Consider the following 20,615-nt stretch of genomic DNA (forward strand, 5'->3'; position numbering starts at 1 on the left):
TTAAAAAGATGGTGGAGTTACTCCAAATATAACAGTGACTTTGTTTAAAGAAGTGTTTTCCCACTTATGCTTTGCATAAGGTGGGATTTTAACACTATCACCTGTATTGAGAAGTAAAACCGCATCATTTAGATATAGTTTCACTTGTCCTTCCATAATAAATGCTATTTCTTCCCCTTTATGTGCCACAGGCTCCATAGATGAAGCAGTTTGAGGTAACAGATTCATTAAAGCCAATTCTAGTGCTCCATCTAAATTAGGAGATAATAGCTCATACGAAACATTGCCGCTTTCAGGAAAAATTATTTTTTTCCTTTGGTTAGCTCGTACAACTAATTCTTCTGTATTGGTATCCTCTAAGAAAAAATTAAACAATGGAATATTTAATGCTACAGAAATTAATTTTAGTGTTTGTAATGAAGGATTTGTGATTCCTTTTTCAATCTGACTTAACATGGAAGGTGTTATATCAGCTAACTCTGCTAAACGCTTACTGGTTAATCCGGCACCTTTTCTAAATGCCCTAATTCTGTGACCAACATTAATATCGTTCATATATGTAATCCCCTTTAAATAAGTAAATAAAATTAAATAATTATTAATTTTATTTACTTATACTTAATATATTGTTAATATATACTTAATTATAATAAATTATGATTAAGTTTAAAACATCATATGTACATATGGCAGCAGCTGCGAAAAAGTGGGAAAAAGATTTACTTAGAAACAAAGGGGCTACTATTTTTGAATATACAGCGGGCTATAGTAAAGCAGTAGAAGAAGGAAGAATACAAGTTAATAAGAATCAAATGTGCTATTTGATTGACGATGAAAAATCAAAGCATTTATTTTAAGGTTATGCAGTAGCTGCTACTCGTCTGAATAATTGATATACAAATAAAAGTTGATGAATCGCATCCTCTATTTGTATATCTACCGTGTGGAGTAGGATTTGGTGGTGTTTCGTTCGGTTTAAAAATTATTGTACGGGATCATGGACATGTAATTTTTGCTGGGCCTACCATTTTCCGTATATGCTAATAGGTATGATGACCGTATTATATGATGGGATTTCCATACAAGATTTTTAATGAAAAGGATTCTAATAAGTAAAGGACAACTTAAGAGTAGACTTCAATGCTGTATTGTAAAATTTTTAAGGAAGTGAAAATAGTATGAAATCAGCTTTAAATAGTATTATGATCTCCTCGATTCTTGCAGTAGGAGGGATCCTTTCGCTTTTGTTTAATTTAATGGGGGATCAAGATTGGATCTGGAATTGGGTAGGGTTATTACTGGCATATCTATCTTTGGGCATTTTAATCGGTTTATATAATAAAACTGTGGATCACAAAACATTTCCTAAAATACTAAAAAGAACTTTGTTTATTTCCTTTAATGCTACTATATTAGGGATAATAATAGGGGTAACATACCAACTATTAGGAAAGTGGAATCTTACTATAATGATGTATTATTGGTTGATAATTTTATTATTACATTTAATTACTATAATAACATTAGTCATCCTAGTATTCGAAAACCGTAATAGTAAAAATTACAGCTTACTATATAGTTTTATTATACTTTTAAACATTGTCCTTACCTTAGGACCAGTATTATTTCCAGTAGTTCTAACTATTATAGGAAATGCCATGAACGCTAGTGCAGGGCACTAATTTTCACCTATATAGATTATTAAAATGATTAGTCCAAAATTGAGATTGGTTAAGTTAAAAAACTTAATAAACAAATAGGATAGTAAAACTAAACGACATAAAGTGGAATGATTTGATAGAAAGAAGATTATAATATGAAAATTAAGCTTAAGAAAAAAAGAATTATAAGTGTATTGTTGGCTATTACATTAGTAGCAATAGGGTATTACATGTTTCAATCTATTACGAATCCTAAGCTGGTAAATGCGGAAGAGGCAAATAGTGTTCAACAAGTGAGCAGTCTACCTAAAAATGAATTGAAAAAATCGATACCTAATCGTTTTGATGGTAAAGAAAGAAAAGTTGTATATTTAACTTTTGATGATGGACCAGGAAAATATACAGCTAATCTATTAGATGTATTAAAGAAAAATGATGTGAAAGCAACATTCTTTTTAATTGGCGATAACGTGAAAAGGTTCCCAGATTTAGTGAAACGAGAGCATGTAGAAAACCATTATGTGGGCATGCATAGTATGACACATGATTTTAAAAAGCTGTACACCAATCAGGAATATGTTAAGGAAATGAAAGAAGATCAATCTTTAATTAGAAATGTTATTGGAAACACACAGAAATTAACACGTCCACCATATGGATCAATGCCTGGCTTAAATGAATCACTTCGAAATGAAGTGGTCGGAAATGATTTGAAAGTATGGGATTGGACAATTGATTCTTTAGATTGGAAATACAATAAATTACCTGTGGATGTAGCGGCCGCAAAAATTGTTCAAAATGTCTTAGCAGGTGCGACGTCTTCAAAGGAAATTGTTTTAATGCACGATATTCATCCACAATCTGTCGCAGCAGTTCCAGCAATAATAAAAGGATTAAAAGAAAAAGGGTATGAATTTGAAGCTTATGATGAGAATAATCATTTTCCAATAAACTTCTGGCATGATAATCGTATATAAAGAGATGTATTAGTTAAAAGAAAATCAGAATGGAATAAGCAAATCATATAGGGTTTAAATATTTGTAAGAGCGTGTTTAGATAGATGAAACACGCTCTTTTTACTGGGCTATTTTATTGTAGATTTAAGTATAGGCTTTCTAATTTTAGAAAAATTTATATGATTTTTTCATTCATTTCTACATAAGCGTTGGATATTTCGTATGTTTGTCTAGAGTGAAAAGAACTCATAAAAAACCGCCATTATTCACGTTCTTCTTCATATAATTGCACCGCACTTATTTTTTGTATGTGGTTAAAACTAGTTTTTAAGAAGCATATGTTTTAGCAACTGCAGAAATTCTGTATCACTTTTATCATCTTTTATATAATCCTGTTCGTAGTTAAAAATCATTCGTACTAACATAAAAGCTGTAAGCGGTAATGGGACCTTATGCAAAGCTCCTTGCTGATAACCTTTTTCAAGTAAATTACTTATCATGTTAATTGCTTCTTCTTCAGATTGTTTAAAACAAGTTGTAATTTCAGGTGAATGGTACTCTTTATATTCTTGAAAGAGTGTAGAAACAAATGGATCTTGATGATATTCTAGGCTGATATAATGAAGAATTTTTTGTATTCGAAGTAAAACATCTTTTTCTTCTTTATATAAATTAAATAATTGTGAGCGTTTAAGCTGAATATGACGCATATAGCAGTCGCATAATATTTCAGTTTTATCTGTATAGTAATAATAAATAGTACCTTTACCAACTTTAGCTGTCTTTGCAATTTCATCAACCGTTGTGTTACGGACACCACGCGTAGAGAACAGTATTGTGGCAGATTGAATGATTTTCATTTTTTTATTTTCTTTTTCTAATTTGATCATTGTCTACACCCTATCCTTGAAATATTTAGCGAAGTTTTCTGTCTTTACATTCTGTATTAGTTCATTTCTAATTTTGTAAATCCTAATAGAAAGTCCTCTATTTGCTTCTTATAGAATAACATACACCATTCTTATTTCTAGTATATAACTATAATAGAATGCAACTGTATCACTTAAGATAAAAATGAAAGTTTAAGGTAATAATTTTTTAATCGGACGATGATTTCTTTCTTGATTTAATTATTTGATTTTTTATTCAATTCATTTTATTATATAAACATGACTAAAAGACGTTTTTAGTCGGATTTTTTTACGGAAAACCGACTGATATTCGATTTTAGTCGGTTTCTATACTATTTGAGAGAAGGTAGACACTATGTGTGGAATTGCAGGGTGGATAGACTGGTCTAAAGACCTGTCTAATGAACAAGAAACGTTAAAAAAAATGACAGATGCTATCATTCACCGAGGACCTGATGCAGAGGGGCATTGGTTTTCAAAACGAGCGGCATTAGGTCATCGACGTCTCATCGTCATTGATCCTGAAGGTGGCCTTCAACCTATGCTCTATAAAGATGGAAATGATATGATTGGCCTTACGTTCAATGGAGAAATTTATAACTATCAAGAATTACGTAAAGAACTTGAGGAGAAAGGTCATAAATTTCAGACCAAGTCGGATACAGAGGTATTACTACATGCTTACTTAGAATGGCAAGAAGATTGTGTTCAACATCTAAATGGGATTTTTGCTTTTGGTATTTGGGATGAAAGATTTGGGAAATTGATGCTTGGTCGTGATCATCTAGGTGTGAAACCTTTATTTTTTGCTCAAAGGGGAAGCGCAATTCTCTTTGGTTCAGAGTTAAAAGTTTTACTTTCGCATCCATTTGTAGATGCAGAGGTAGATAAAGAAGGACTTTCTGAAATATTTTGTCTTGGGCCAACACGTACTCCTGGTCATGCTATTTTCAAGGATATACATGAAGTGCGTGCTGGGCATTACATGACGTTTACCTCTAATGGCTCGACTACGACACAGTATTGGAAACTTGAAAGTAAAGAACATGTAGATGATATTGATACAACAGTTGAGACAATCCGTTCCATTTTACAAGATACGGTAAAACGTCAGTTAATTGCTGATAAACCAGTGGTATCTATGCTTTCTGGAGGTTTAGATTCCAGTGGTTTAACAGGTTTAGCAGGAAACGAATTTGGGAATAAAGGGGAACGTCTTCATACATATTCCCTGAATTTCATCAATGATGAAAAAGACTTTGAGCAAGACTTCCTTCGTTTTGATCGTGATGAACCTTGGGTGAAACGTGTGGCTGAATATGTAGGAACAAAGCATCATTCTATAGAGTTAGGATCAGATAGTTTAATAGAGCATTTATTAACTCCAATGCGAGCGCGTGATCTACCTGGAGTTGGAGAATTAGAAACGTCTCTTTATTTGTTATTTAAGGAAATGAAAAAAGATGCAACAGTTGCACTTTCAGGCGAATCCGCAGATGAAGTATTCTCAGGATATCCATGGTTCCATCAAGAGAAGTTTCTAGATGCAGAGATATTCCCTTGGAGTGTTAATTTATGGTATAGCACAGAAATTCTATCAGAGGATTTTAAAGCGAAGATTAGCCCTGAAAAATATCAAAAACAAAAATTTGAAGATGCGGTTGCTGAGGTTCCTTTTTTAGAAGGTGAAAGTGATCTGCAAATGAAGCAACGTCAAATGTCTTACATGTTTATTACACGTTTCTTGCCATTTATGCTAGAACGAAAAGATCGCACAAGTATGATGAATGGCTTTGAAGTACGAGTTCCATTTTGCGATTACCGGCTTGTAGAATACTTATGGAATGTCCCATTCGAAATGAAAAGCATAGACAATATTGAAAAAGGTATTTTACGTCGAGCTTTTGAAAATGTACTTCCAGAAGATGTGCGTTATCGCAAAAAAAGTGCATATCCAAGCACAAAGGATGCCTCTTATGTACAAGGTATTAGTGATTGGATGTTACATGTGTTGAACAATCCTGAATCACCTATTTTGCCATTAATTAATGTAGAAAGAGTTTGTGCTATTGCAGAAGGAAAAGACGAAGTAATTTCAGGTAATGATGCACGAGGTATAATAGATTATTTACTTCAAGTTAATAGTTGGCTTCAGGAATATAATATTAAATTAGTATGGTAGATGTAATTTTCAAATAAAGAGAATAGCTGAAACATCAATGACCTAAGTGAACCGCATTTCCAATGGATTAGATATTTATCTAATAATTGGAGATGCGGTTTTATTATTTTGGGGTAACTAGTTCTTTTAGCATAATAGCGATGTGTTAGTTCTAAAAACTCAAGAAAGCTTTAGAATACTATTATAGTTGGTCAAGGACATGAACTAGACACCTAATTATTTCAGAGGATTTCTCGATTTGCTCTGGATCAAAATCTGAAAGGTTCGCATTAAGAATATGTTTTAGTTTTTTCTCTCTTTCTAAGTGACAGTTTAAACCACTAGGCGTAAGTTGGACATTGACAACTCTCCGGTCGTTATTTGAACGAACACGCTCAACGTAACCAGCCTGTTGTAATCCATTGATTAATTGAGTAATACCAGCGGCGGTAGTTTCTGCTCGATCAGCTAATTCTTTGACTGACAATTCGCCTTCTTCAGCTAATACTTTAAGGGTTCGAGCATGGACCATTGAAACTGCCCCTAATGTACGAGTAGCTCGCCCTCTTAAACGTCCATCGGCTGCAGTCAGACTATATATAGCTTGACTAAGTTCGTCTATCGCAGTTAACTTATTTGAAGAATTTTTCATAACATCACCATTTTCCCGTTAACTAAGTACTTAATTATATGGTGTTAACATTAACATATGAAAAAGAGTAGAGTCAAATTAAGTAGAGACTGGCTATTCATTTTCCAAGCAATATTATATATGCTCACCTTAAATCATCAATAAAATAATAAGACGACTTGGTTTGTAGTCTTGACAAAAGTACATATTATCCTTCATTATTTTAATTAAGTACTTAATTGTTAAGTACTTAATTAAAATAATGAAGGATGATTATTATGACTCAACGTTCACAATCTCAAGGATGGGCTTTAGATATAGCCCTTGCACTTGGTGGGTTTGATGCTTTGCATCCTGAAGCAAAGGCAACTATGGAACAGTTAGGACATGACCACACTGATTTTGATAAAGTTTTTTCTCAAGTAAAGAGTGGAGCAATGATACCAAAAGCATGGGCGACGGTTGCTTCTCAGGCTCAAGAACGTGCAAAACATTATGAACAAAAGGGATTCACTGTTACTGCTCGTGATCTATATCAGCGAGCTGCTGTTATGTGGGGACGTGCACAATATTCATATTTTAATGATGATCCACGAAAATTGGCATTTCGAGAACGTTGTAACGAATGTGTGGCAGCTATTTCATCACTTGGAGGAGGAACAGTACAACGTATAGTACTAGAATTTGAAGGCAAACAGATATATGCACTACTTCATTTGCCCTCAGGTGAAGTTCAGAATGCACCAGCAGTAATATTAGGTCCAGGTATGGATATGATTAAGGAAGACTATATACAGATTGCGCAACGTTATTATACGTCTCGTGGTATCATAGCTCTATCAATTGAAGGACCGGGTCAAGGTGAATCTGTATCTGAAGGTCTAAAAGTCGATTTGACTAATTACGAACGCGCCGTTAGTTGTTATATCGATTTTCTATTAAAACGGCCTGAGGTTGATCCAAAACGGATTGGATTTTTTGGTATCAGTATGAGTGGGTATTGGGGGATGCGAGCTGCTGCGAGTGATAATCGTATAAACGCTATAGCCACTTTTGAAGGTGTATATGGTGAATTTGATACCATCTTTAACAGAGCTCAGCCGAGTTTCAAAGCCAATTTTATGTACATGTCTGGTTACACTGATGAAGTTGCTTTTGAAAACGAGTTGAGTAGCCAGATGAACCTGTGGAAATTGGCGCCAAAGATTACTTGTCCAGTCTTCATGGGAATAGGAGAATTTGATGAACTTACCCGTTTGGAAGAAGCATTAAGTCTTTATGAGTTTGTAGAAGCACCAAAGGAGATACGCGTCTATGAGAATGAATTTCACCCGCTTGGTGGAGTAGCTGCAGAAATTTTTCGTTTTGGTGCAGAGTGGGTGGAACTTGCACTTGAAGGAAACTTTAAAGCTAACCATGATGAGCGTTATTACATGCATCGTGATGGGGGTGTTACTGAAGGGACAGCTTTTCCAACTTATTGGCTTGGTGCCCAGCCGGCGGAAATTAAAGCACGCAAAAAGTGTAATAAATTAAACGCTTGTAATAATTAACAAATTTATACTGATTAAAAAAGAAAACAACAAAAATAGTATGTAGCTTTTTTACACTATTTTTGTTGTTTTCTTCAAATTTTTAGACTCCTCATAATTATGGACATTGATGAGGATATTCAAAGTGCGGAAGACTTCGAATTGCTGAAAAACACGGAGGAAAGTTACAGGAAATGTTAAGGGATTTATAAAGTAGGAAGACAAACTATATTTTTTCTTGAGCACAACTAGCATACATATATTCTCTAGGGATCCAGACCCGAATTGTTGAGACAGACAATGACAAATCTACGGTCTGAGGAACATGACCTTCATAAAAGGCTAAGTATCATTGGATGGGATTGCAAGACAAATCAAAGTCCCTATTTTTGAATTTTTAAGTTGATGGATGTGTGGCGGTACCCCATAGCTATTAAGTTAATATTTTAAATTACCCCCATAACGAAAATTTTATATCACTACAACAGTCATTTATGAGAAGTTAAGGCATTTTATTTATTGCTATGCTGTTTTCTTGTGACACAGAGTACAATTATAGACAACATCTAAAATATTAAAGACTTTCTTTTTCTCATAACAGTGGAACTTTCGCCATTTTTCTGTAGGAGGATAAACAGGCGAAGCAGAATTACTTGAGTTGAAAGTTCTTGATACAATCCGATATAAGCTTAGTAAATTTCGTGGGTTTGTCCTGGTTATAGCTAGAATGAATTTGACAATTGTTACAGAAAAAAGAACTGACATTCTTACAAATCTGGAAAATTGAAAATGGCTGTTTATGAAACTTTCAATATTTATAATTAAAGTTGGTGCTACTTCTTTATTGCATTAGATAGCAATGTAATTTATAATACGTTTAAATGATTAAATTCTTAAACGGAAGGTAATGTTAGCGAAATGAACTGTAATGATAAAGTAATGCATATTTTAGAAAATTTAAGACCATGTTTCCAAGGGTTGGGAGATCCAACTCGTCAGCAAATTGTATCGCTTTTAATTGATAAAGATAGCTTGAATGTGACGCAAATTGCGGAGCATATTCCCATGTCAAGACCTACTGTATCTCATCATTTGAAAATATTGAAACAATCAGGGTTACTTCGAGTTCAGAAAAAAGGCACTGAAATGTATTATTGTCTTGAATTTAATGAAACAATAAATCTTTTAAAAGAACTTGTTTCTTTAGTTGAAGATGAATGTAAGAATTAGGTACTCATTTATAGTTTAGGGGCACCCTTTGTCCCTTTTTTTAGCGACATTATGTTAAAAGGTTTAAGCTTTTAATCATTTGAACTTATGATTTCACACTAATTAAAATGGAGGTTTCAGATGAATAAGAAAACAGTATTAATTGTTGGTGGGTATGGTGTTGTTGGTAGTCAAATTGCTCAAATTTTACATGATCGACATCCTGATTTGGAAATTAGATTAGGAGGAAGAACTTTAGGGAAAGCGTTACCTTTTGAATCAGATAGAGTAAAAATAGTCACTGTAGACAACACAACAGATGATCCGTTAAGAAATTTGGATGATAATTTCACATTAGTTGTTAATGCGGTTAATGACCCGCAAGATAGACTACTTCTATCTGCAGTTCAAAAAAAAATTCCATTGGTTGACATTACTCGTTGGACTGAACGTTTTAAGAGTTCTATTGATCGATTAAAAAATGTTGAGGTCCAATCCCCTGTTGTATTAGCTTCAGGGTGGATGGGAGGGACAGCAGCCCTTTTTGCTAAAATGTATTCAAAAGATATTCAAGAGGTTACGGTTGATATCAACGCACTATATTCTCTTCAAGACAAAGCAGGACCAAATTCAACAGCATATATGGACCGGTTAACGATTCCATTTGAAGTCAAAGCTCGAGAGGGAATGCGACAGGCTTATCCAATGACTGATCCGATCAAAGTCCGCTTTCCCAACGGTTATATAACCAAATGTTATCGTTTGGATACTCCTGATCACGTAACCCTGCCAGAATCAATTCATGCTGTTTCGGCTAACTTTCGGATTGCTTTTGATAGTAAAATATCTACATATGGACTGGTTTCTCTGGTGAATACAGGAATTTGGAAACTGATTAGTGGAGAAAAATTTAATGACTTACGAAAAAATATTCTTTATAAACCCGGAAGTGGAAGTGCACATAACATAGTTATTCATCTTAAAGGTTATGATGCTAATGGTGTATTGCATAGGCGATGTGTGAACATATCAGATCCGTTAGGACAGACACATCTTACTGCTTTAGGAGCAGCTGTCCAAGCAGAGAACATTTTACAAACATCTGATATTATGGTTCTGGATTCTAAAATTTACTTTCCGGAAAATTTATTAGATTTGGGTATGAATGCATCTGTAATTTTAGATTTTTATAGGGAATATGGGGTTAATATTACGAAAGAAAATATATAAAAGGTATCGTTCTATTCGTGGTAGTACACATATGGCTATCAAGCAAAGAAGAGCAAATACCCCAAATAACTTAATGGCAGTTTAGTTTAATAAGAACCAATGGTAAAATGATGAGAATTAATTATGCTATGGGGCTGGTCAGTTGTAATTTTATAAAGGAGTTGTGAAAAGTTGAAATATCGCAAAGCAAATATCGATGATATTGATAAATTGGTCGAGTTAAGAAAAAGCAATTAGTTGATGAGGGGATAGAACCTAATATAGATATTGGTAGAGAACTATATGCTTTCTTTAAAAATAAACTAAGTGAAGGTACTTTAATTAAATGGCTAGTGGAAGATAATGAAGAAACTATAGCTTGTGGTGCAGTAATTTTTTATGAATTTCCACCTTGTTACACCAATAAGACTGGAAAAAAGGCTTATATCACAAATATGTATACTAATGAAAATTATCGTGGGCAAGGAATCGCAACAAAGCTGTTAACTAAATTAGTTGATGAAGTCAAGATTTCAGGTATCTCACAAATATGGCTTGGGGCTTCAAAAATGGGTAGACCAGTGTATAAGAAGTTTGGTTTTATGGAAACTGATGAATTTCTAGAATTAGGGTGTTTTTGCCCATCCACCGAAAAAGGGGAATAAGACAAGATATTCCAATGTGGAAAAGTAACTCTAAAATCAACCTTTATTATATATTTTGGAGTTACTTGACGTTAACTTTTCTACGGAAAGTTGACACTTTTATCCTATGCCTAAAGGCGGACTGAATTCCTGCATAGGTTTTCCAGTATCACTGAATTTGTAATGAAAAGTTGTGAACAATTGAAAAAATAATGGTTGAAATAATGAAAGGTGAAAAGGAGTTTATTTCTAATAAGCGAAATATTATATTGTATTGTTTTATCCTAAATTATTTGTAAAGGTGGATACATAATGACAGTAAAGAAGCTTTATTTCCTCCCAGCAGGTCGTTGTATGTTGGATCATTCTTCAGTTAATAGTACACTTACACCGGGTAAACTACTAAACTTACCTGTTTGGTGTTATCTTTTGGAGACAAAAGAGGGACTTATTTTAGTAGATACAGGTATGCCAGAAAGTGCTCTTAATAATGAGAATCTTTTTAAAGGTACATTTGTTGAAGGACAAGTTTTACCTAAAATGAATGAGAACGATAGGATCGCAAATATTTTAAAGCGTGCCGGATATGAGCCAGAAGATCTTCTTTATATCATTAGTTCTCACTTGCATTTTGATCATGCAGGAGGAAATGGCGTTTTTACAAATACACCAATTATTGTACAGCGTGCTGAATATGAGGTAGCACTCTACAGAGAGGAATATTTGAAAGAATGTATATTGCCGAATTTAAACTATAAAATCATTGAAGGAGATTATGAAGTAGTGCCAGGTGTGCAATTAATATATACACCGGGACATACGCCAGGTCATCAGTCATTATTAATTGAGACGGAAAAATCAGGTCCAGTGTTGCTAACTATTGATGCATCATATACGAAAGAAAACTTTGAAGATGAAGTACCGTTTGCTGGGTTTGATTCGGATTTAGCTTTATCTTCAATAAAACGTTTAAAAGATGTTGTTAAGAAAGAAAATCCGATTATTTTCTTTGGCCATGATATGGAGCAAGAAAAGGGCTGTAAAGTGTTCCCGGATTATTTGTGAGATAGCATATAAAAAGTCATGGGCTCGTTTGAGGTGACCCCGAAAGTTAGGTCATGACTTTTTGTTTTGGGGTGTTATAAAATTCTTAAGTTGATGGGCATGGGGTAATAATATGAATTGGAGGTTCCTTTCTAAGAGTAGGGAGTCTCTTTAATCTCGCTACCGATAATCAAATGATATGTTAATTAGATTTGAATATTGTATGCATCGCCTTTTCTTCAATAAATATTAAGTGATAAACTTCATATATAGTATATAAGGAGATTATCTCATGGGTTATTTGCAAATATTAGATGGGGAGTATTTGACACATACATAACCTAAAGATTTAGATGAAATTAATATAGATAAGTATTTACTACGATTGCCTTCCTATTTTTCTTAGAATTTTTTTAGTGAATCAAAATTTAAATTGCGTATACATCTTTTGTATTAGTAGACCTAAGTCTAAAAGTATGTACAATTACACCATTTGACTAATGGGTAAACTTCACAAACTGATATATACTAGTATTGTGTCTTGCCTTTTTAGGTGTAGTACACAGCCGGTGATTGGCTAGTGGATGTCCTTCCATTTTGCCAGTGCCGGTTTTTTGTTGGATAATAGAGAAGATGAAGTTTTTATAAGGAAAGAAGGGGTTGTTTTGAAAGATGTAAATTCTATCTTTATGAGAGAAAAGATTGCTAGTTTTTATCTTTATTTTATTTCTTTTCTTGGTTTGGTTACTATAACTATATCTTTACTTGAAATTAAAATCCCTTCTCATCTAACAATACTAATATTGTTGTTACTTTTTATGGGGATTGCAGAGTATTTTCCTGTAAGATTTTGGAGAGGAACTAGTTCGCTTACCTTTCCGATAATTTACGCTATGAGTTGGCAGTTTGGAATCCATATAACTATTGTTGCTATTGTACTTGTCACGCTAATTATTCACCTGCATCGTCGTTCACCGATACAAAGAATGTTATTTAATAGTACTCAACATGCACTTAGTTTGATCTTTGCCAAATGGTTTTCAGACAAATGTATGTCCTTAATAATTAATAAGATAGGTATGTCAGTTCTGTATGAGAATTTAATATCTTTGTTATTATTTTGCGTGTTTTTTTGTTTTTTCAACAATCGCTTTTATGATTTGTTAATGATACTTCTTCCGCAGCCATATTCAATTTATCAATGGTATAAAAAAACTATTACGGTATTTCTTTGCGAAACTTTTGGTTTCTCTTATGCGGCACTGATGCATGTACTAATTAGTACATATAGTGTGGAAGTAAACGAAATTACAGTACTGTTTTTCTTTTTTCCACTTGTAGCAACTTCCGTTATTAGTTCTTTTTCTGTACGGATAAGGATGGAGAAGGAACGATTATATGAGTTATTCCTTATTACGACTGAAATTAGTCGAGGATTAACCGGAGGAAACTTGAAACATATTAAACAAGCACTTAAAGGGTTTTTTGGCATACAAGCATATGTAATATGGACAAAAGATGATGGGAACTGGAATATTCTATTAAAAGATGGGAAAGTCCGCTCTGATATATCTGATGATTCAGAAAAGATCAGGGAGTTTGAGGAACTTTCTAAAAATCTTGTATTTAATGATTGGAAAATTGGCACGGCTCCTGAAGATGAAATATTTGATAGTGTTATACGCTCACTTGTATATTTTCCTCTTATAGTAAATGATGAATTAGTCGGAATGTTTGTTGCAGGGAAAAGTAGAAATGCAGGTTTCTTTCCGGAGGATGTACAGTCGTTAGCTACATTTTCTAACCAATTAGCTAACGTTGTTAAAACAAGGATATTGATTTCTGAACAGGAAAAAAGAATGATTTTAGAAGAAAGAAATAGAATCGCCCGTGAAATTCACGATGGTATTGCGCAAACATTAGCCGGGGTGATATTCCAACTAGAATCCGCGCAGAAAAAATACTGTGATAAACCAAAAGATATGCAGCAAGTAGTAGAGAAAAGCATAAAAGATTTAAGAGTAAGCCTAGGAGAAGTTCGCTATTCTATTTATGCTTTAAAACCATATCCGACACAACAATTAGGCCTTAAGCAGGCGATAGCAAGTAAAATAAAATCTTTAAAACAAGAATATGAACTAGATATTACATATCATGAAAGGGGTCATGCACGTGCGCTTAGTTTTTCAAAAGAAAGGGTTATTTTTGATACATTACAAGAGAGTTTGCAAAACATTGTAAAACATGCGCAAGCAAAAAAGGCTGATGTTTTAATCAGTTATCAAAGGGAGCACGTGCTTTTAAGAGTTAAGGATAATGGAGTTGGCTTTTCACTATTTGAGTCTATGGTTAAAACGAAGAATGAGCCACATTATGGTATATTACATATGAATGAACAAGCTGACCAATTAGGGGCTACTTTACAGATTGATAGTTCTGTAGGAAAAGGGACAGAAATTACACTGTTAATTCCAGATTCACAAACAAGGGGTGCGTAAAATGATTAAAATATTAGTAGTAGATGATCATGCTTTTTTACGGGATGCAATTCGGAGCATACTAGAGGATGAATCTGATATAAAAGTGGTTGGAGAAGCTAGCTCTGGGGATGGAGTATTGGGAAAAGTAGAAGAATGCCGACCAGATTGTATTTTGATGGATATTAATCTTCCAGGGAAAAATGGGATTGAAGCTACAGAGTTAGTGAAAAAAAAATATCCGAGTTGCCGTGTACTTGTGTTTACAATGTATGAACATGACGAGTATTTAATGGATGCACTCCAGGCCGGTGCTGATGGTTATTTATTGAAGGATTCATCATCAGATCAGGTAGTAGCAGCAATTCGAATGTTATATCGAGGCGATTCAGTCATTCATCCGCGTATGACTAAAAAATTAATTACATATCATCAGCAAAAAATGAAAGTAGAATCAAATGAAAATGAACTGACGGAACGTGAAAAGGAAATTCTCTTTGAACTAGTAAAAGGACTTAGTAATAAAGAAATTGCTGAAGTTTTATATATTAGTGATAAAACAGTTAAAATTCACATCAATAAAATTTTTAAAAAGCTAAATGTGAAAAGTCGATCGCAAGCAGTGATTTATGCAGTCCGAAATCAATTAGTTCCGCTAGATTAAATAAGAAATCTATCAAAGAACTATCGTGTCGCTTTATTCTGTATTACAAAGAATAAAGGACAAGGTAGTTCTTTTGTACTATGTAGGCATAGAATCCTTAGAGAAAAGATACTCCTTTTGTTTAATTTTCAGAATAATCAAAATGTGGAATAATAAAAATAGAATTACATTTTAATCTTGTTAATAATTCATTTTGTGAAAATCTTTTGTTGGAAATAAATGACGGAGGGCTCTTATAGAAAGAGTAAAGTGAGTGGTTAGCTATGTAAGGTATGGGGATGGTAGTAGTGTTGGAAATCTTTCATGATACAAAAGATTAAGATTAATAGAGTTTCCAATGCTACATGGGAATTTAAGAATCAATTTGTTTCAAAAAATAATATTAATAATGGGGAGATGTAATATGAAACGAGGGAAATTTGGAAAGATTCTTATTGGAACGTTAACAGCTGGAATGTTATTGTCTCAAGGAATTCCATATAACGTATTAGCGGAAGAGGTAAATACATCTACTTTAACTGGAATTGATGATGCAAATGCTATCTTAAAAGGTCTTACAAAGGAACAACGTAATGCCTTAAAAACGTTAGATACAAAACCAGGTTTTGTTATTTCGCCAGGTATCAATACAACAAGTCCTAATAATGTGAATGTGATTATAGAATTTAAGCAAGCGCCTAGCAAAATAGAGGTATTAAAACAAGCGGCTAAAGGGAAAAAAGTAGCTCTTTCAAATGCGGAACAAAAGGTAGAGGCATCACATAAAGGATTTAAAGCAGAGCTTGAGCAGCTTCAAAAGAATAAAGAGAAAGGAACAAATGTAAAATCTGCAAAAATAACAAGAGAATATAAGAATGCTTTTAATGGTGTAGCGATTTCTTTACCAGCAAATATGATCGAAGACTTAGTTCGTACCGGTATCGTTAAGCGCGTATGGGAAGATCATGAGGTTAAAATTGATTTGCCGAAAGAAACAACTAAGACTGCTGTTGAACCGAAAATGGCGGATAGTGTACCGCAAATTGGTGTGGACAAGCTGCATGATGAAAAAATAACAGGGAAAGGAATTAAGGTAGGTGTACTGGACACAGGTATTGATTACAACCACCCGGATTTGAAAGATGCATATAAAGGATATCGTGCAAAACAAGGTGAAGATCCAAGTAAAATAGATCCGAACTCCATAAAAGGATGGGACTTTGTTAATAATGATGCTGATCCAATGGAGACAACGTATAAGGATTGGCAAAATTCTGGAGGATATCCTGAGATTTATGAGGGGAGTGCATATTATACATCCCATGGTACGCATGTAGCTGGGACAATTGCTGCAGACAAACAGAATAGTGTGGATTATGCAGTGAAGGGTGTTGCTCCAGATGTAGATTTATATTCATATCGCGTATTAGGTCCATATGGAAGTGGACAAACAAGCGGTATTCTTGCTGCGATTGATAAAGCGGTGAAAGACGATATGGATGTTATCAATTTATCACTAGGAGCGTCTATTAATGATCCTTTATATCCTACTTCTGTCGCAGTGAACAATACGATGTTAGCTGGTGTTGTTACAGTAGTAGCAGCAGGTAACAGTGGTCCGGAAGAAGGTACCATTGGATCACCTAGTGCAGCGGCACTTCCAATTACAGTTGGAGCCAGTGATGCTGCAATGACGATCCCAACGTTTTCTATCGATGCAGGTGATTTACATGTGGATAAGATGATGCTACTTGGAAAAAGCTTTACTGATAAGATTGAAGATTTGAAAGGTCAATCCGTATCAGTTGTATATGCAGGGCTTGGAAAATCAAATGATTTTACAGGAAAAGATGTAAAAGGAAAATTAGCTCTTATCCAACGCGGTGAGATTACATTTGATGAAAAAATTAAGCATGCTAAGGAAGCAGGCGCAAAAGCGGTAATCGTATATAACAATGTAGATGGTGAAATTACAAGTTATCTTGGGGAAAGTACTTCGTCTATTCCATCGTTCCGCTTAACAAAAGTAGATGGTGAGAAATTACAAGTAAAAGCTGTACAAGGAGATGTGTCGTTAGCGTTTGGAGAACTAAGTAATATAAAAACAGAGGGAGATCACTTAGCTGATTTTAGCTCCCGCGGTCCTGCAACTAAGACAGATGATATTAAGCCAGATATTGTAGCACCAGGTGTGTCTATTTTCTCAACTGTTCCTGAATATATTAATGATCCAAAAGATGGAGATAATTATCCGGTAGCGTATGGACGTATGTCAGGTACCTCTATGGCAACTCCTCATACTGCAGGGGTAGCGGCACTTATTTTACAAGAACATCCAAACTATAGTCCATTTGAAGTAAAAGAAGCACTCATGAATACCGCAGTTGATTTAAAGGAAGAGCGTTCTGTATTTGAGGTGGGCTCAGGACGAATTGATGCATATCGTGCAGTTCATGCAGATACATCTATCGAGGTTGTTGATAAAACATCAAACGTTGTAGGTGATGAAGAAGTAGAAATTGAAGAAAAAACAGGTTCTATTGCATTTGGGTATAAAAATCAAATTGAAAATGGGCCTATTAAAGATAGTCGAAAAGTTTTAATTAAGAACAGCAGTAAAACAGATGGGAAAGAGTTTAAATTAGAGGTGAAATTTTCACCTACAAGTGTAGGTGTGCAAGATGCAGCGAAGAATGGTGTGAAGCTAAACGTACCAGATTCTATTAAAGTAGCTCCTGGTGCATCAGAGGAAATTAACCCTGAAATTACCATTCCAGAAAACGCTGAATTTGGTAGATATGAGGGCTATATTCATATTTCAAATAAAAACAATGAAAAAGAAGTATATCAAGTACCATTTGCAGTTAAATTCACAGAAAAAGGGATTGCGTCTGTAGATTTACTGAGAGATGCAATGGCAACAGATGCTTCTAAATTCCATCCATTTATGGAAAGACCAAGTTCGCCGTTGTCATTTAAATTAAATAGTCCTCTCGAAACCATTGATGCAATTGTGAAGGACCGAACGACAGGGAAGGCATTAGGAGTCGTTGGTACACTTAATGCAAGTAGTCTAACACCGAATGTTGAATATATGATGTTTTCTGGTATGGGAGGGTATGTACTTCCATTCACAGGAAATCCAGCTCATCCAATTGCGGATAAACCTGTTATGTTGCCTGATGGAGATTACGAATTGAACTTCGTTGGATATGATAAAGAAGGAAAATCTTATACAAAAGGCGATAGCATTATCATTGATAATGTAATACCTGAAATGAAATTTAAGGATGTACAACCTGGTATACACGAAGTCAATGATTCTATGTTTAAAGAAGAAGACGGCCAGCGTGCATTATGGGTGCATGGTAATATTTATGATTCTACAGTAGATGCATTAAAGGCAAAAGGCTTGCAATATGATCAAAAAGCGAATCAAATTGTATATTATCAAAACTCAGCCTTCCCATCGGGATGGTTGAATACAATTCAAGCAAATGGTGATTTTAAATTTGGAGTACTTCCAGAGGAAATAAATGAGCCGTTAAATTTAAAATTATTTGGATATGATCTTGCAACTGCAGGGAATATGGCAACTGGATATAAAGATTACGTCTTTGTAAAAGAAGGGACAGAATACGCTGTTCCAAGTTATGACAAAGATAAAATCAAATTAGGAGAGAAAATTACATTAACTTTGAATCTTAATAATGTAAAACAGCTTATGTCAGGTACATTTGAAATTCCTTATTACAAGCAGCTATTTAAATTTACAGATGTGAAACCAAATCCAGCACTTACGGAATATGTAGAACAACATGGATTGAACCTTAAATTAGAAGATCCGAAGATAAGTGAAGCAGGAGCTTGGGAAAACAAGGTGAAAGTTGGCGCATCATTGGAAGGAAAAGAATTTAAAGGATTAGATGGAGATAAACCATTTTTAGATGTTACATTCGAGATGACGAACGATGAATACTTTAATGATTTGACTGCATTTGGAGTAGATAAGTTCTCTTATACAAAAGTTGGTGCATCAGAAGGCATTGAGATTCCTGCGTTTAAAGATAAATCTTTTGCTATTGTTTCGAAACATTCAACGGTTACAGGATATATTGGCCCGGAAGCTTTCTTGAATGAAGAGGGGTATTTAGGTAAGAAAGACTATACAAAACTAGGAGCAAAAGTGTACGCAGTTGGAAAGGATGGAAAGAAATATACAGGAACGATTGGTGATAACGGACAATTTGAAATTCATAGTGTTCCAGTAAGCGATAAAGAATATGATATTTTCGTAGAAATGCCAGGTCATTTAAATAGTAAATTAACAACAAAAATAGGGAAAATGCAGGATGGAGAATTAGTGGGACAAAACTTTAGAGCTGACATGGATGATAACCTTGCAGGTGATGTAAACGGCGATAAAATGGTAGATATTCAAGATGCTAGAATAGCAGCTTTATCGTATGGAAAAGGAAAAGTATCTGTAAAAGATGGAGATATAAATCAAGATGGTGTTGTAGGTGAAACGGATGTTCGTTTAATTGAGAAAAACTTCTTGAAAAAGGGCCCAGATGCTAAAGGAAACGAGAAACCGAAAGAAAATGTAGGGCCAGTGACGTTAGAGAAAATTTTACGCTCTATCGGTTTAGAACCCAAAAAATAAGTGGACAAACTTCTAGAGTAAATAAAGGCATCAGACAATGGATATTAAATGAAATGGATTGGTTAACAAATGACCGGAAATGATTTACGGTAACATTACCGGTCATTTTAAGAGTCATAGTCGTTTGGGTACATGAAGTAACTAGTTTAAAGTAAGTTTGCTTTCATTATGGGACAAGGAAGTTGCTTAATTATTATTGTTGTTTGTGGGATGGAAATAAGGTTTGTAGTTTAAACTTTAACAATAGGGGGACTTGTGAAATGGGTATGAAGAAAAAACTTGGTATGGGTGTTGTAACTGCAATGCTTGGCTTATCCTTAATTGGCGGGGGAACATATGCATATTTTAGTGATAAGGAAGTATCACAAAACACGTTTGCAGCGGGTACTTTAGATTTGAGTGTGAATCCAGAAGTTGTTATTAATGTCGACAATCTGAAACCAGGTGATGAAATGGAACGTGGTTTTCAATTAGTAAACAAAGGAACCTTAGCAATAGGAGATGTGAAACTCCTGACAGATTACAGTGTAATCGATGCGAAAGGGGATAATGGAAATGCTGATTTTGGTGATCATATCCGTGTTGATTTCTTGTGGAACTTGGATAAAAATGAGGTTCCAATTTGGTCTACTACATTATCTGAATTAAAGGTAGCTACGCAAAATGGAAATATTCCTAATCTTGTAAAGAACGGTATTGTAGATCGAGAAGGAAATGGACTTGCTCCAGGTGATGATGATACATTTTATGTAATGTTTACATTCGTAGATAACGGTGAAGAACAAAATGTATTTCAAGGAGATGCGTTGAAATTAAATTGGACTTTTAATTCCATGCAAGCAAGCGGTGAAGAAAAGTAAGTGTAATAAT

The 20,615-nt window shown here is 34.3% G+C and carries 15 protein-coding genes and 2 pseudogenes; 13 read left to right on the plus strand and 4 right to left on the minus strand.

Annotated features, from left to right (window positions below):
- Complete coding sequence (locus AC1Q8M_RS08375; protein ID WP_000997928.1) at positions 1-555, minus strand: helix-turn-helix domain-containing protein; 555 nt, start codon at positions 553-555, stop codon at positions 1-3.
- 131 nt (positions 556-686) lie between these two features.
- Between AC1Q8M_RS08375 and AC1Q8M_RS08380 the strand changes: the two genes are divergently transcribed.
- The 3 genes from AC1Q8M_RS08380 (at position 687) to AC1Q8M_RS08390 (ending at position 2,638) form a co-directional block, all read left to right on the plus strand.
- Entirely contained in the window at positions 687-857 is a 171-nt protein-coding gene (locus AC1Q8M_RS08380) for a serine dehydratase (protein ID WP_306802062.1), read from the plus strand.
- Positions 858-1,178: 321 nt separating this feature from the next.
- Positions 1,179-1,682 (plus strand): DUF3902 family protein, encoded by a 504-nt coding sequence (locus tag AC1Q8M_RS08385; protein WP_000833547.1) that lies wholly within the window; start codon positions 1,179-1,181, stop codon positions 1,680-1,682.
- 134 nt (positions 1,683-1,816) lie between these two features.
- Positions 1,817-2,638: a peptidoglycan-N-acetylglucosamine deacetylase gene (locus AC1Q8M_RS08390; protein ID WP_098400620.1), complete on the plus strand. Its 822-nt coding sequence runs from the start codon at positions 1,817-1,819 to the stop codon at positions 2,636-2,638.
- A 300-nt stretch (positions 2,639-2,938) separates the two neighbouring features.
- On the opposite strand, the gene AC1Q8M_RS08395 is transcribed toward AC1Q8M_RS08390, so the two are convergent.
- Positions 2,939-3,508 carry a TetR/AcrR family transcriptional regulator gene (locus AC1Q8M_RS08395; protein WP_000593069.1) on the minus strand — a complete coding sequence of 190 codons (570 nt, stop codon included), beginning with the start codon at positions 3,506-3,508 and terminating at the stop codon, positions 2,939-2,941.
- A gap of 376 nt (positions 3,509-3,884) precedes the next feature.
- Between AC1Q8M_RS08395 and asnB the strand changes: the two genes are divergently transcribed.
- On the plus strand, positions 3,885-5,711 hold the full coding sequence (gene asnB / locus AC1Q8M_RS08400; RefSeq protein WP_000333856.1) for an asparagine synthase (glutamine-hydrolyzing): 1,827 nt from the start codon (positions 3,885-3,887) through the stop codon (positions 5,709-5,711).
- Positions 5,712-5,892: 181 nt separating this feature from the next.
- Here asnB and AC1Q8M_RS08405 read toward each other — a convergent pair whose 3' ends face one another.
- Positions 5,893-6,342: a MarR family winged helix-turn-helix transcriptional regulator gene (locus AC1Q8M_RS08405; RefSeq protein ID WP_000798525.1), complete on the minus strand. Its 450-nt coding sequence runs from the start codon at positions 6,340-6,342 to the stop codon at positions 5,893-5,895.
- Positions 6,343-6,599: 257 nt separating this feature from the next.
- Here AC1Q8M_RS08405 and AC1Q8M_RS08410 point away from each other — a divergent pair, with 257 nt between their 5' ends.
- The gene (locus AC1Q8M_RS08410; RefSeq protein WP_061660955.1) at positions 6,600-7,874 is read left to right on the plus strand and encodes an alpha/beta hydrolase; all 1,275 of its coding nucleotides are present in this window, start codon (positions 6,600-6,602) and stop codon (positions 7,872-7,874) included.
- Between the two features lie 501 nt (positions 7,875-8,375).
- Here AC1Q8M_RS08410 and AC1Q8M_RS08415 read toward each other — a convergent pair.
- Positions 8,376-8,524 (minus strand): annotated as a pseudogene (locus AC1Q8M_RS08415) (IS4 family transposase); the annotation flags it as partial.
- A gap of 247 nt (positions 8,525-8,771) precedes the next feature.
- On the opposite strand from AC1Q8M_RS08415, the gene AC1Q8M_RS08420 reads away from it, so the two are divergent.
- The 8 genes and pseudogenes from AC1Q8M_RS08420 (at position 8,772) to AC1Q8M_RS08455 (ending at position 20,605) form a co-directional block, all read left to right on the plus strand.
- Positions 8,772-9,083 (plus strand): ArsR/SmtB family transcription factor, encoded by a 312-nt coding sequence (locus tag AC1Q8M_RS08420; RefSeq protein WP_000995770.1) that lies wholly within the window; start codon positions 8,772-8,774, stop codon positions 9,081-9,083.
- A 120-nt stretch (positions 9,084-9,203) separates the two neighbouring features.
- Entirely contained in the window at positions 9,204-10,292 is a 1,089-nt protein-coding gene (locus tag AC1Q8M_RS08425; RefSeq protein ID WP_001036801.1) for a saccharopine dehydrogenase family protein, read from the plus strand.
- Positions 10,293-10,463: 171 nt separating this feature from the next.
- Positions 10,464-10,936: pseudogene (locus AC1Q8M_RS08430) on the plus strand (GNAT family N-acetyltransferase).
- Positions 10,937-11,227: 291 nt separating this feature from the next.
- A complete protein-coding gene (gene aiiA / locus AC1Q8M_RS08435) occupies positions 11,228-11,980 on the plus strand; it encodes a quorum-quenching N-acyl homoserine lactonase AiiA (protein ID WP_000216603.1) in 753 nt (250 codons plus the stop codon).
- A gap of 644 nt (positions 11,981-12,624) precedes the next feature.
- Entirely contained in the window at positions 12,625-14,457 is a 1,833-nt protein-coding gene (locus tag AC1Q8M_RS08440; protein ID WP_002094017.1) for a GAF domain-containing sensor histidine kinase, read from the plus strand.
- Between the two features lies 1 nt (position 14,458).
- Positions 14,459-15,100: a response regulator gene (locus tag AC1Q8M_RS08445; protein WP_000590664.1), complete on the plus strand. Its 642-nt coding sequence runs from the start codon at positions 14,459-14,461 to the stop codon at positions 15,098-15,100.
- A 403-nt stretch (positions 15,101-15,503) separates the two neighbouring features.
- Positions 15,504-19,745, plus strand: coding sequence for a S8 family serine peptidase (locus tag AC1Q8M_RS08450; protein WP_025118481.1), 4,242 nt, complete (start codon positions 15,504-15,506; stop codon positions 19,743-19,745).
- 260 nt (positions 19,746-20,005) lie between these two features.
- Positions 20,006-20,605 carry a TasA family protein gene (locus tag AC1Q8M_RS08455; RefSeq protein WP_016077688.1) on the plus strand — a complete coding sequence of 200 codons (600 nt, stop codon included), beginning with the start codon at positions 20,006-20,008 and terminating at the stop codon, positions 20,603-20,605.
- Positions 20,606-20,615: the final 10 nt, after the last annotated feature.

This window comes from Bacillus sp. GW823-FHT06A10 (assembly GCF_058795375.1).